Here is a 12,841-nt window from a genome sequence, read left to right as displayed (position 1 = left end):
CTGTTGGGTGCTGCCAGGATTACTTCTTGAGGACGAGTTCGACCGGGGTTTCGATCACGCCGTCTTTGGCATCGACTTTCTCACCCTTGACCAGCTTGAGTGCGTTCTGGATACCGAACACAGCCTGCTGGGCCGCAGCCTGGTCGGCGGTGGCCAGGACACGGCCGTCCTGCAGCATCGGCTTGATGGCTTCGATGTTGTCGTAGCCTACCACCAGCACTTTGCCGGCCTTGCCTGCCGCACGTACGGCAGAAACGGCGCCCAGAGCCATGTTGTCGTTACCGGCCAACAAGGCCTTGAGGTCCGGGTACTCGCTCAGCATGGCGGAGGCCACTTTCTGGCCCTGGTCGATCTCCCAGTTACCGGACTGGGTGGAGACGATCTTCATGCCGGCAGCGTCCATCGCATCCTTGTAGCCTGCGGTACGTTGCTGGGCGTTGGTGGTGGTCGGAACGCCTTCGATGATGCCGACCTTGTCCCCCGAGGAAAGCTGCTTGGCCAGGTAATCGCCAACCAGCTTGGAGCCTTTGCGGTTATCCGGGCCTACGAACGGGATGTCGAGGTTTTTGCTTTTGAGCACGTCCGGGTCAAGACGGTTGTCGATGTTGACGACCTTGATACCGGCATCCGAAGCCTTCTTCAGCACGGTGACCAGTGCCTTGGAGTCGGCAGGGGCGATCACGATCGCGTTCACTTTGGCGAGGATCATCTGGTTGACGATATCGATCTGCGCGCTGGTATCGGTTTCGTTCTTGATCCCGTTGGTGATCATGTCGAAATCGGCGGCATGTTCTTTCTGGTAAGTTTTGGCACCGTCTTGCATGGTGACAAAGAATTCGTTGGCGAGGGATTTCATGACCAGGCCGACCTTGGGTTTGGCGGCGTCATCGGCAAATGCAGAGGAGAGAGGCAGGGCAGCGGATGCGGCAGCAAGCACAGCGACAGCAAGAAGACGTCCAGCAAATGGCAGCTTCATGGGTTCACTCCGATCTTATGATTATTGTGAGCAACGCTTGCACCGAAGAACGCTTCGGCAGCCGGCCCACCCGGGTGGCTGATACGAGCTGTCACGATACGCCAAGGGTGCATCGTGAAACATCTCGCAAACGTTTGCGTTACACCAAACTATGAGAACCTTGTCGAGATTTGTCAACGGGAGAAAACAGCCTTTCATCCACGCCCTCCCACCCCGGTCCTCGGGCCCCATGGTTGATCCTGTTAAACCTTCAACTGCTTGGGTCGTTCTCTAAAACGACAGGCGGCGCCGCCAGCCCCTGACGCTGACCGAGCACGTTTTCGGACAACCGAACGCCAGCCTACCCTAACGTTCGGAAAGCCGGACACCCACTCAAACTGAAAATCCGAAAATCAAAAACAAACTGATTAAAATCAATAAGTTAATTTATAACCACAGACACAATCGGCCTGGTACAAATCCTGCTCTTTCCCTGCACCTCGAGGCATTCAGAACTGCCCGGGTGTTCTAGATGAACCTGCACCAGCACTCATCAAAAACCAGAGAGAAAAATAATGAAATCTGCACTGAAGAACTTTGTTCCGGGCGCGTTAGCCCTCCTGCTGCTGTTCCCCCTTGCCGCCCAGGCAAAGGAAGCTGAAACCAAGGCCAAACTTTCCAACGTGGTCATCCTTGCCACCGGCGGCACCATTGCCGGCGCTGGCGCCAGCGCGGCCAACAGTGCCACCTACCAGGCGGCCAAGGTTGGCATCGAACAATTGATCGCCGGTGTTCCTGAGCTTAGCCAGATCGCCAACGTTCGCGGCGAGCAAGTGATGCAAATTGCATCTGAAAGCATCAACAACGAAAACCTGCTGCAACTGGGTCGCCGCGTGGCCGAACTGGCCGACAGCAAGGACGTGGATGGCATCGTGATCACCCACGGCACCGACACCCTGGAAGAAACCGCCTACTTCCTGAACCTGGTCGAAAAGACCGACAAGCCAATCGTCGTGGTCGGCTCGATGCGCCCAGGCACCGCCATGTCGGCCGACGGCATGCTCAACCTGTATAACGCCGTGGCCGTCGCCGGCAGCAAAGACGCGCGTGGCAAAGGCGTACTGGTCACCATGAACGACGAGATCCAGTCGGGTCGTGACGTCAGCAAGATGATCAACATCAAGACCGAAGCCTTCAAGAGCCCATGGGGCCCACTGGGCATGGTGGTCGAAGGCAAATCCTACTGGTTCCGCCTGCCTGCCAAGCGCCACACCATGGATTCCGAGTTCGACATCAAGACCATCAAGAGCCTGCCCGATGTTGAAATCGCCTACGGCTACGGCAACGTGAGCGACACCGCCGTCAAGGCCCTGGCCCAGGCTGGCGCCAAAGCCATCATCCATGCCGGCACCGGCAATGGCTCGGTGTCGTCCAAGGTCGTACCGGCCCTGCAGGAACTGCGCAAGCAAGGCGTGCAGATCATCCGTTCTTCCCACGTGAATGCCGGCGGCTTCGTTCTGCGCAATGCCGAACAGCCTGACGACAAGTACGACTGGGTTGCCGCCCATGACCTGAACCCGCAGAAAGCACGGATCCTGGCCATGGTTGCCCTGACCAAGACTCAGGACAGCAAAGAGCTGCAACGGATGTTCTGGGAATATTGATTCCTGACAACCTCTCGGCACGGGCGGTTGATCCGCCCATGCCACCTCCCCCCCTACACCCCGCCTGCATGAATTCGCCCAAACAGCCGTCAGATCTAACTCCTGAAGTTTAAGCAGTTGCGAAATTGCCCACAGTTAAATACTGTATGCACGTACAGCTCATTAAGGAATTCTCCGTGGCAACGTCCTCTTCCGCACTGCCGACTCCACCTGATGCCTACGAGCGCCTGGCCATTCGGGTGCAAAAGATCATCAACTCGACCCCCGCGCAGAAAGCCAAGGCCGCCCTGATCTTTCGTCTACCGGATGAGCCGGAGGAGGAATGGGAACGGCTGCTGGAAGAAATCGCGGAGAACGACAACGTCACCCTCGCCTACCGGGATGACGGCGGCGTGCAGATTTTCTGGGTTGTGCCGAAGGAAGATTGATTCAATGAGTATCCGTTTTACCGCTGTGGTTTGCTTGTTGTTTGCCGTCACCGCCCACGCCCAGGCGCCCCGAACCTTCAGCGAGGCCAAGAAGGTCGCCTGGAAACTCTACGCCCCACAATCCACTGAGTTTTACTGCGGCTGCAAATACAACGGTAATCGGGTAGACCTGAAAGCCTGTGGTTACGTCCCGCGCAAAAACGCCAACCGCGCCGCTCGTATCGAGTGGGAACACATCGTCCCGGCCTGGCAGATCGGCCATCAACGCCAGTGCTGGCAAGCTGGAGGACGCAAGAACTGCACACGACACGATGATGTGTTCAAGCGCGCCGAGGCCGACCTGCACAATCTGGTTCCCAGTATCGGCGAGGTGAATGGCGACCGTAACAACTTCAGTTTTGGCTGGTTGCCGGTGCAAAGCGGGCAGTACGGCTCCTGCCTGACTCAGGTGGATTTCAAGGCCAAGAAGGTGATGCCGCGCCCTTCCATCCGAGGCATGATCGCCCGCACCTATTTCTATATGAGCAAACAGTACGGTTTGCGCCTGTCAAAACAGGATCGCCAACTCTATGAAGCCTGGAACAAGACCTACCCGGTGCAACCCTGGGAGCGCCAGCGCAACCAGACTGTCGCCTGCGTGATGGGGCGCGGCAACGAATTTGTCGGCCCGGTGAACCTCAAGGCCTGCGGCTGAAAGGGGGCGGGTAACCCGCCCAGCCTTCCGCTTACTGCGCGGTCTTGTGTTCGATGACCTGCGACTCGGTATCGTTTTTCTTGGCGCGGGCCAGCTTCTCGGTCAACAGCGCCTGCTTGGCTTCGGCTTCGGACTTGCTGGCGAACGGCCCCAGCAATACCTGGTCCTTGCCGTCTTCCTTCACGATATAAAAATTGAAACCATGTTCCAGCAGCCAGGCGGTCAGGTCGGTAAGCGCCTGCAGCTTGTGATCCGGCGGGCCCACCCATACATCCCATTCCTGGGCAGCAATAGCGCCGGTCTGTGGCTGGCTTTCGGTCACGGCAGGCTTGGCCTTGGGGGCGTCGACGCTTTTGCCTTCACCGCAACCGGCCAAGGCCAACACCGCAATTGCCATCGCTACTTTACGCACTGCCCTGCTCCTTTAAGGATAAAGAGGCAACTTTATCATTCACTGTCTATTCTGGCCGTCATAAACGTTGGCTTAAACAATGCGAATGATGTACCGCAGACCTGTATGATGCCGCCATGGGAATTAATGTCGCCTCTATGCGTCTTAAAAGAGGCAGTCACAGGGAAGCGCTTAGCAGTAAGCTACACACATCCGACACCTGCCCTGTCTGAAACATGTGTCCTTAAAAGTAATCAAGGAGAAGTCCATGCTTATACTCACCCGCAAAGTTGGTGAAAGCATAAACATCGGTGATGACATCACGATCACCATCCTGGGCGTCAGCGGCCAGCAAGTACGAATCGGCATCAACGCTCCCAAGGATGTTGCCGTGCATCGCGAGGAGATTTACCAGCGCATCCAGGCTGGCCTGACTGCTCCGGATAAAAACCAGACGCCTTGATGCCCCCTCAGTAGCCAGCCCTTTCGTTCACTGTAACGGCTGGCGAAAACCCCTTTTGGACTGTTTACGGCGCTATCGCGTGATCAGTGCCCCCTCCCCCTGACTTCTCCGCAAGATGAAACTGTTTTAACACCCGGAACTTGTTGCGCCATTTGTAGCCGAAACTCCTGACCCACTCCCTGCCATCCGAGTGCACCCGGGAGCATATCGATGAGGCGAAGCACTGCGCAGCCCTTTGCATCTAGGTCCTGGGCGATCACGCTGCTGATAGGACTGGCCTTCGTGGGGCTGGAATATGGCTTGAGGTGTAAAGTTCAGACGGCTGACGCACGCCAGGCCCACTCCTGGCTGGACCTGACGTTATTCCTTTGTGCCTACCTGTTCATGTTCTGCCTGAAGCCAATCCAGAGGGCCGTCCAGCGCAAACTGTGCCAGCGTGCGCTCCACGCCTCACGCCCTAAAACCGCACGCTGACAGGCCCTGCATCGCGATTGGATCGCGGGGTATTTACAGCCTCACGGCAAGTTCTATGCTTGGGTTTGCACGGTCCGTAAAAGGCGCAAAAACAGATGGATACCCTGAGTAAATCCGAAATCGAATCCGCACTGGCAGCGCGCCTGCCCAGTTACAAGATCGCCTGCACGCTGCACGCCGACGGCACGCTGTCGGCCATTCTCAGTGGTCCCGAAACAGATCATTTCGCAATCACCGGCATCGTCCGCGCGCACTATCGTGGTGCCGAAGCCATTGCCCGGCTCGCCAATGAAATCCTCAGGGAGATGGTGCTGTCGCGCCAGGGCATGAAGAGCAGCCGGCTACAAACATCGCCTCTCGACAGCAACGAGGGCCACTAGCAGCCGGAGCCTCAGCCCACACGGTTCGATATCGACAATAACCCGCCATCGTCGCGCCGTACCTGCAACTGCCCATACCCATCGATCGAAAGGTGCGGCGTGTGCATTGGTTTCAGGTGCGTCGACGTCACCACGACCACATCTGCCCCCGCAGCCTCCCCCGCCCGAATACCGACCGTTGCGTCTTCGAACACCAAGCAATCCTGCACCGGCACGCCCAAACGCTGCGCGCCCAGCACATAACACGCCGGATCCGGCTTGCCCACTGCCACATCCTCGGCGGTCACCAGCACCGACGGCGGGCTGATACCGGCCGCTAGCAGGCGTCGCAACGCGAGTTCCCTTGGCGCAGAGGTCACCAACGCCCATTGATCGCCAGGCAAGCCCTTCAGGAACTCGACAGCACCAGGAATCGCCACGACCCCCTCGACATCCTTGATTTCAGCCTCGGTAATCCACTGCGCCTCAACCTCTGGATCAACGCCCGGCAACGCCTGGCGAGTAATGGTATCGATGGCCCTTGCCCCGTGAATGGTTGCCAGGAACGCCGCCACATCCAGGCCATGACGCGCCGCCCAAATGCTCCACACGCGCTCGGCTGCCGCGATTGAATTGAGCAAGGTGCCGTCCATGTCGAACAGAAAGGCGCGGTAACGTCGGGCAAAAATGGCAGGGGCGGAGATGGACACTGCTGGACTTCCTCTTGGGCAGGGACACGTAAAAGGCCCGATGCAATCTACGGATCACACCCGCGCTTGTAAACGACGACGGCGCAAACCGGGCCGATTGGATTACAGCTTTGTAATGAAGCTGTCAGTCTAGGCAGCACCCTCACTTCATACAGTGGAGTCGTCAGTCAGCCACACCGGTTGACGCCACTTCCCACTGATGAAAAAGGGTCCACCCATGAAGCCTGCAAGCAAACTTTGCCTGATCGCCGCCAGCCTGTTGATGCTGGGTACCGGCACCGCCATGGCCGGCACCGTCGCGCCGGTCAAAGCCAACAACGTGGTACTGGTGCATGGCTCCTGGGCCGATGGGTCGAGCTGGTCCGAAGTGATCACTCGCCTGCAAGCCGCCGGCCTGCACGTCACCGCGGTGCAAAACCCGCTGACCTCGGTCGCCGATGACGTTGCCGCGACCAATCGCGTACTCGATCAACAGGACGGCCCTACCGTGCTGGTCGGCCATTCCTACGCCGGCACCGTGGTCAGCGACGCTGGCGCGAACCCGAAAGTCAGCTCGCTGGTGTACGTCGCCGCCCGCGCGCCGGACGCCAACGAAGACTTCGTCGCCCTCTCGGCCAAATACCCGACCATGCCAGTACGTGCCGGCGTGGAAGACCACGATGGCTACCTTACCCTGAACCAGGACGCGTTCCTCAAGTACTTCGCCGCCGACGTGCCACGGGCCAAGGCCCTTGAGCTGTACGCCGTGCAGCAACCCATCACCAAGACCTTGTTCAGCGGCCGCACGGTGAACGCCGCCTGGCACACCAAGCCGTCCTGGTACGCAGTGTCGGCCAATGACCAGACCATCAACCCGGACCTGGAGCGCTTCCTCGCCAAGCGCATGAACGCCACCACCATTGAGCTGCCGTCGAGCCACCTGTCGCTGGTCTCCCACGCCAAGGAAATCACCGACCTGATCCTCGAAGCGTCCGGCCGCCAGCCTTAAGCCCTTCATTACGAACTTGTCATCATCCTGTTGGCTGGCTGTTTGCGTCACCTGGTTACCGTGAACTCACTGCCAGGACCTGGCAGCCAACCCTTAAAGAGAGATACCGCCATGAAACTGTTTATCCTCGGCTTTGCCGCTTTGCTCGCCACCGGTTCAGTGTTTGCTGCCGACACCGCCTCCGCCACCAACGTGATCCACGACAAGGTCGGCTTCTTTGTCCACCTGGATGTCGACAAAGTGCTGTCGAGCACCGACACCTACGGCCAATGCGGCATCGTCCCCGCCCGCCTCGACTACCTGGACCACCAGGGTCGCGAACACGTGCTGGACTACCAGGTGCAAGGCATCGGTTGCGCCAGTGACAATTGATCGGGCTACACTTGCGCAACGCGACGAACCAAGGCACTACCCATGAATATTCTCGTAGTCGAAGACGAACCCAAGGCCGGCAATTACCTGCTCAATGGCCTGCAAGAACTGGGCTACTCCGTGAGCCTCGCCCGTGATGGCGTGGACGGGTTGCACCAGGCGCTGGAAACGCCGTTCGACGTGATTGTACTGGACGTGATGATGCCAAAAATGGACGGCTGGGAAGTGTTGCGTCGCTTGCGCAAGGAAGCGGATACGCCCGTGTTGTTTCTGACCGCTCGCGATGACATCGCCGACCGCATCAAGGGCTTGGAACTGGGTGCCGACGATTACCTGATCAAACCGTTTTCCTTCGCCGAACTGGTCGCACGCCTGCGTACCCTGACCCGTCGTGGCCCCAGCCGCGAAGAGGAACAGCTGCAGATCGCCGACCTGCAAATCGACGTGCTCAAGCGCCGCGTCACCCGCGCCGGCACGCGCATTACCCTGACCAACAAAGAATTCGCCCTGCTGCATCTGTTCGCCACGCACCAGGACCAGGTGCTGTCGCGCTCGATGATCGCCTCGCGGGTGTGGGACATGAATTTCGACAGCGACACCAATGTGGTGGACGTGGCCGTGCGGCGCCTGCGCCTGAAAATCGACGACCCGTTCCAGCTCAAGTTGATCCACAGCGTGCGGGGCATTGGCTACCGCTTCGATACCCAGCCATGAACCGCACTCGCCATTACTCCCTGACCCAGCGCCTGGCGTTGATCTTCGCCTTGCTCGCCTTTGCGCTCCTGGCCACCCTGGGCGTGGCGTTGTATCGCGAGCTGGAACGCGAGTTGATCAAACGTGACGACGCCGCGCTGATCTATCGCGCAGACCAGTTGCGCAACCTGCTCAACGACAGCAACACGCTGGACCTGATCAAGACCAAGCCGGAGCTGTTCCAGAACATGCTGGGCAACAGCGAGTCAGTGCTGAGTATCGCGGCACCGGGCCAGACACCGTTGCTGCTGGTCAACCCGGGCAACATCGAAATGCCTACCGTGACCCCGGTGCCACGGGGCCATGAGCTGGGCTTTTCCGACGTGCACCATTTGCCTGGCGTGAATGGCGTGCCTTTCGCAACCGTGGCCGCCTCCATCGACTCCGGCGACCTGGGCAGCCTGCAGGTCACCACCGGGCGCTTGATGACCGAACGCACGGCCATGCTCGCCAGCTATCGCCTGAGCGTATTTGTGTTGGCGACCATTGCCGCGATCATCCTCGCCCTGGTGGGTTACCTGTTGGTCCACCGCGGTCTCGTGCCTCTGCGGCGCCTGGCCAAGCACGCCCAAGGCATCGGCGTGGGCAACCTGGCCGAACGCCTCGATAGCCACGGTGCGCCCAAAGAACTGCTGCCGATGATCGACTCCTTCAACACCATGCTTGAGCGGTTAGCCAAGGGCTTTGTGCAACTGGGCCAAGTGTCCACCGACATGGCCCACGAGCTGCGCACCCCCATCAACAACCTGTTGGGGGAAACCCAGGTGGCGCTGCAACAGCACCGCAGCATCGAGAGCTACCAGCAACTGCTGGCCTCCAACGTCGAAGAACTCGAACGCCTGGCGCGGATGCTCGACAACATGCTGTTCCTGGCCCGCACCGACCCCGCCAGCGCCTTGCGCCAGCGCCAGGAGCTGAGCGCAGCCGACGAAGTGGAGCGCATGGCCGATTACTTCGAAGGGCCGGCGAGCGATGTGGACATCAGCATTCTCGCGCAAGGTGACGGCGTGATCTGGGCCGAGCCGATGTTGCTGCGCCGCGCCCTGGCCAACCTGTGTGCCAACGCCATCAAATACGGCGCGCCGAGTTCCGAGCTGGTGATTGCGGCAGTGCCGAACGCCGAAGGCATCAACCTGAGCGTCAGCAACAGAGGGGAAACCATTGCGGCGGAGCATTTGCCCAGGCTGTTTGAACGCTTCTACCGGGTGGATGAGTCGCGGGAACGTTCGGCTCAGTCCAACGGGCTGGGATTGTCGATCGTGGCGACCATCATGCAGTTGCATAACGGGCGGTACAGTGTGAGCAGTGAGGCGGGAGTGACGCGGTTCGAATTGTTCTTTCCGCGTCGGGAAGCGTGACAGCTCCGCGCCACGGGCCGGTCAACTGACCTGCCCGCCCGCTTCACTGATATCCACTGTTGTTTGCCAGGCCGCCAAGACTGCCACCCGCAAGCCTTCAACCACCGTTTCCAGCGCCATCGAAGGCTGCCCCGCTTCCATCACCTGCTCCGGCAGGTTTGGCACATGAATAAAGCCACTGCGCACGCCAGACTCAACCAACGCGTGCTGCAATCGATAGAACACCAGGTTGCACACAAAGGTCCCTGCCGTTTGCGAGACTGAAGCCGCAATGCCCGCCTCTCTTACAGCCCTGACCATGGCCTTGGTCGGCAACGTGGAGAAATAGGCAGCCGGCCCATCAGGCACCACGGTCGTATCAATCGGCTGCGCCCCCAGGTTATCCGGGATTCGCGCATCGTTAAGGTTGATTGCCACTCGCTCGATTGAAATATCGCTACGCCCAGGCCCCAGACCTGTCGCAATCACCATCGACGGTCGCAACTGGTCGATCAACTGAACCAGGCAATCTCCCGCCGTGGCAAAAGCGCATGGCAGTCGACGCGCAACAATTTGCACATCGCTACCGACTTGCATGCCATCCAGCTGGCGAACCGCCTCCCAGGAAGGGTTTACCACGTCTTGATCAAAGGGCTCGAAGCCCGTCAGCAAAACAGTGTGCATCGTTAGCCTCACATCAACAGGTAGAGCAGGACAATATTGACCACCAGCATCATCAAGGCGGTCGGCAGCTGCGCCTTGATCACGGCATTCTTGTCGGGCAACTCGAGCAACGCTGCCGGCACGATATTGAAGTTGGCCGCCATCGGCGTCATCAGCGTACCGCAGTAGCCGGAAAACATGCCGATCGCAGCCATCACCGCCGGGTTACCACCATAGATCCCCACCAGCACAGGGACACCCACGCCTCCGGTCATCACCGGGAACGCGGCAAAGCCGTTGCCCATGATCACGGTGAACAAGGCCATACCCAGCACATAAACCATCACCGCGACCAGCTTGAAATCCAGGTTGATGTAAGTGGTGGTGACATGCGCTACCGCCGTGCCGACCCCGGCTTCGTTGAACAACAGCCCGAGCATGGCCAGCATCTGCGGCAGCACCATGGCCCAGCCCAAGGCTTCGGTCAGGCGTCGTGACTCGCGCAGGGCCTGCACCGGCGTGTCACGGGTCAGCCAGCACGCCAGGCCAAGGGCGATCAGGCAGCCAATGCCGAGGGAGACGAACGTGGTGTTCTTCGGGTCCAGCAACGCCACGCCGCCGATTTGGGTGTTCTTGAGCAGTACAGAACCAATCACCGTGGTCAACGGGATCGCCAGCGCCGGAATAAACAGTTTGTGGCCCAGGCGACCGGCACTGGCGCGGGCAGCCTTGTCGTGCAATTGGCCATGGGCCCCGCGCCCTACACCACCCAACCCTGCGATCAGCGCCATGACCACCACGCCCATCCCAATGACCACCGGCGGCAGGCGCTCGCCCACCAAAAACGGGATGGCGAAGAGTAACCAGAACAACGCAGTGGACCAGCGTTTGGGGTGGGTTCGATCCAGCAGGATCATGCCCGCCGTGATCAGCAGCAACACACCGGCCAGCCAGTACAGGTATTGAATGGAGATGATCATTGCGCAGCCTCCGCCGAGGTGGCTGCCGGCGTCATGTCGCGGGTGAGCCTTCGGTCAAATCGATGCAGGCGGATCGCGTGGATGATGAAGGCGCAGATCGCCGTCGGGATGCCCCACACGGCGATGTGCAGGGGCTCCACGTCGATACCTGAGCCCAGCAGGAAGGTGTGCATCAGTGCAATCGCACCAAAGGCGACGAAGATGTCCTCGCCAAAAAACAGGCCGACGTTGTCGGTCGCCGCGCACATGGCCAGCACTTTGTGGCGCAGTTTATCCGGCAGCTTGCCATAGCGTTTTTCCGCCGCGCCTTCCGCCATCGGCGCCAGCAACGGGCGCACCATTTGCGGATGCCCACCCAGGCTGGTCAAGCCCATGGCCGCGGTGGATTCGCGCACAAACAGGTAGATGATCAGCAGACGCCCGACCGTCGCACGCTCGAACCGCGCGATCCAGTTCTGTGCGTGCAGGCGCAGGCCATGGCGCTCCAGCAGGCCAATGACCGCCAGGGGCAATAACAGGATCAGTTGCAGGGCGCGGGTCTGAAGGAAACCTTCACCCATGCTGGCGAGAATTTTCTCCAGCGGAAACTGCGCTGCCAGCCCGGTGGCGATGGCGGCTGCGGTGACCACCAGCAGCGGATTGAAGCGCAAGACAAAGCCAACCACGATGACGAGTACGCCGATCAACGGCCATAGGTTCACAACAGTTTGCATGACGGTGAGGTCCTTGAATGCGCGCTGCGGCGCCGTGATAGCAGGTTGTGAACCAAGGGTTCACAGCATGAAGGTGGCGTGCAGCCCGGCGCGGTTTTTTATTGTTGACCTTGAAGGTCGAGCGTCAGTGGCGGCAACTTTGCTGCTTGGGGACGGGGGTGTCCAACAAGAAAAATTGTTGCTGCAAACCAATAATTCTTGTGGGTGATTGCAGGGCCGGAAGTAACAAGATGTGGACAAACAACCGGGTGGTCGAGCATCGTAGCGCCGCCCGATTCTCGGGTGCGGCGCCGACACCGGCGCCCCAACCTGCTGTGGATATGGAAATTCAATGAAAGCCCCAAAGGTCTTGATCGCTCTCTCGTGTGCTGTAGCCCTGTCCATGCTGGGTGGTTGCGCCGCCAAGGTAAAAAGCGGCGGTAGCGGCGCGCTGGCCATCCCCGAATCGGCCAAGCAGAACCTCGTGGTCAGCATCAAAGGCGAAAACCAGGTGGAGCAGAACCCGGACTGGAACCTGCTCAAGCGTGATTGGAACAACGCGCTTGCGGTGGAAGCGCGCCAGGCCGGCTTCAACCTCACGGAAAGCCCGTCGGTGGCCACCGGTGCCGAAGATGGCGTAGGCATCAGCATCAATGTGAGCAAGTTCCGCTACATCGAACCGGGTTCGCGCTACGTCGCCGGCGCCCTGGTGGGCAATGCCTGGGTATTCTCGCGTGCCGACTTCTCTGACCTGAAATCCGGTGCGCCCATCGGCTCACGCACCTACGACACCTCGTCGTCCGCCTGGGAAGGGATTGCCTCGGCGATGACCCAGAAACAAGTGCAGGCCATTGCCAAGCAATTGATCAGCGACATCAAGAGCGCCAAAGCCAAGTAATTCGCCTGCAAGAAAGCCTC

The 12,841-nt window shown here is 59.7% G+C and carries 16 protein-coding genes; 10 read left to right on the top strand and 6 right to left on the bottom strand.

Features of this window, described 5'->3' with window-relative positions:
* Positions 1-19 precede the first annotated feature (19 nt).
* Positions 20-976, bottom strand: a complete 957-nt coding sequence (locus tag ACVWVP_RS14550; RefSeq protein WP_259173554.1) for a sugar ABC transporter substrate-binding protein — start codon at positions 974-976, stop codon at positions 20-22.
* A 554-nt stretch (positions 977-1,530) separates the two neighbouring features.
* On the opposite strand from ACVWVP_RS14550, the gene ACVWVP_RS14545 reads away from it, so the two are divergent.
* The 3 genes from ACVWVP_RS14545 to ACVWVP_RS14535 all read left to right on the top strand — a co-directional run bounded on the left by ACVWVP_RS14545 (position 1,531) and on the right by ACVWVP_RS14535 (position 3,741).
* The gene (locus tag ACVWVP_RS14545; RefSeq protein ID WP_457406712.1) at positions 1,531-2,619 is read left to right on the top strand and encodes an asparaginase; all 1,089 of its coding nucleotides are present in this window, start codon (positions 1,531-1,533) and stop codon (positions 2,617-2,619) included.
* 176 nt (positions 2,620-2,795) lie between these two features.
* Positions 2,796-3,047: a DUF1654 domain-containing protein gene (locus ACVWVP_RS14540; protein WP_259173557.1), complete on the top strand. Its 252-nt coding sequence runs from the start codon at positions 2,796-2,798 to the stop codon at positions 3,045-3,047.
* Positions 3,048-3,051: 4 nt separating this feature from the next.
* Complete coding sequence (locus ACVWVP_RS14535) at positions 3,052-3,741, top strand: endonuclease (protein WP_457406709.1); 690 nt, start codon at positions 3,052-3,054, stop codon at positions 3,739-3,741.
* Positions 3,742-3,772: 31 nt separating this feature from the next.
* On the opposite strand, the gene ACVWVP_RS14530 is transcribed toward ACVWVP_RS14535, so the two are convergent.
* Entirely contained in the window at positions 3,773-4,138 is a 366-nt protein-coding gene (locus tag ACVWVP_RS14530; protein WP_178924497.1) for an SPOR domain-containing protein, read from the bottom strand.
* A gap of 262 nt (positions 4,139-4,400) precedes the next feature.
* Between ACVWVP_RS14530 and csrA the strand changes: the two genes are divergently transcribed.
* Positions 4,401-4,595, top strand: coding sequence for a carbon storage regulator CsrA (gene csrA / locus ACVWVP_RS14525; RefSeq protein WP_003192511.1), 195 nt, complete (start codon positions 4,401-4,403; stop codon positions 4,593-4,595).
* 569 nt (positions 4,596-5,164) lie between these two features.
* Positions 5,165-5,449: a hypothetical protein gene (locus ACVWVP_RS14520; RefSeq protein ID WP_259173573.1), complete on the top strand. Its 285-nt coding sequence runs from the start codon at positions 5,165-5,167 to the stop codon at positions 5,447-5,449.
* Between the two features lie 11 nt (positions 5,450-5,460).
* Here ACVWVP_RS14520 and ACVWVP_RS14515 read toward each other — a convergent pair whose 3' ends face one another.
* Positions 5,461-6,138 (bottom strand): HAD family hydrolase, encoded by a 678-nt coding sequence (locus tag ACVWVP_RS14515; RefSeq protein WP_259173574.1) that lies wholly within the window; start codon positions 6,136-6,138, stop codon positions 5,461-5,463.
* A 217-nt stretch (positions 6,139-6,355) separates the two neighbouring features.
* On the opposite strand from ACVWVP_RS14515, the gene ACVWVP_RS14510 reads away from it, so the two are divergent.
* The 4 genes from ACVWVP_RS14510 to ACVWVP_RS14495 all read left to right on the top strand — a co-directional run bounded on the left by ACVWVP_RS14510 (position 6,356) and on the right by ACVWVP_RS14495 (position 9,609).
* Complete coding sequence (locus ACVWVP_RS14510; RefSeq protein ID WP_178924410.1) at positions 6,356-7,126, top strand: alpha/beta fold hydrolase; 771 nt, start codon at positions 6,356-6,358, stop codon at positions 7,124-7,126.
* A 111-nt stretch (positions 7,127-7,237) separates the two neighbouring features.
* Entirely contained in the window at positions 7,238-7,498 is a 261-nt protein-coding gene (locus ACVWVP_RS14505) for a DUF2790 domain-containing protein (RefSeq protein WP_259173583.1), read from the top strand.
* 42 nt (positions 7,499-7,540) lie between these two features.
* A complete protein-coding gene (locus ACVWVP_RS14500; RefSeq protein ID WP_016970977.1) occupies positions 7,541-8,212 on the top strand; it encodes a heavy metal response regulator transcription factor in 672 nt (223 codons plus the stop codon).
* Positions 8,209-9,609, top strand: coding sequence for a heavy metal sensor histidine kinase (locus ACVWVP_RS14495; protein ID WP_457406705.1), 1,401 nt, complete (start codon positions 8,209-8,211; stop codon positions 9,607-9,609). The genes ACVWVP_RS14500 and ACVWVP_RS14495 overlap by 4 nt, the downstream gene beginning before the upstream one ends.
* A gap of 21 nt (positions 9,610-9,630) precedes the next feature.
* Here the strand turns inward: ACVWVP_RS14495 and pcp are convergent, their stop codons facing one another.
* From pcp to ACVWVP_RS14480, 3 genes are read right to left on the bottom strand one after another with little or no spacing between them, the layout of a single operon-like run.
* Positions 9,631-10,272 (bottom strand): pyroglutamyl-peptidase I, encoded by a 642-nt coding sequence (pcp, locus tag ACVWVP_RS14490; RefSeq protein WP_457406703.1) that lies wholly within the window; start codon positions 10,270-10,272, stop codon positions 9,631-9,633.
* An 8-nt stretch (positions 10,273-10,280) separates the two neighbouring features.
* Positions 10,281-11,231, bottom strand: a complete 951-nt coding sequence (locus tag ACVWVP_RS14485) for a DUF979 domain-containing protein (protein ID WP_178924418.1) — start codon at positions 11,229-11,231, stop codon at positions 10,281-10,283.
* Positions 11,228-11,944, bottom strand: coding sequence for a DUF969 domain-containing protein (locus ACVWVP_RS14480; protein WP_178924420.1), 717 nt, complete (start codon positions 11,942-11,944; stop codon positions 11,228-11,230). Before ACVWVP_RS14480 ends, ACVWVP_RS14485 begins: the two co-directional genes overlap by 4 nt.
* A gap of 331 nt (positions 11,945-12,275) precedes the next feature.
* On the opposite strand from ACVWVP_RS14480, the gene ACVWVP_RS14475 reads away from it, so the two are divergent.
* Positions 12,276-12,821: a DUF4410 domain-containing protein gene (locus ACVWVP_RS14475; protein ID WP_178924422.1), complete on the top strand. Its 546-nt coding sequence runs from the start codon at positions 12,276-12,278 to the stop codon at positions 12,819-12,821.
* Positions 12,822-12,841: the final 20 nt, after the last annotated feature.

The organism is Pseudomonas sp. TE24901 (assembly GCF_054058375.1).
This window is presented reverse-complemented; position numbering and strand designations above follow the sequence as displayed.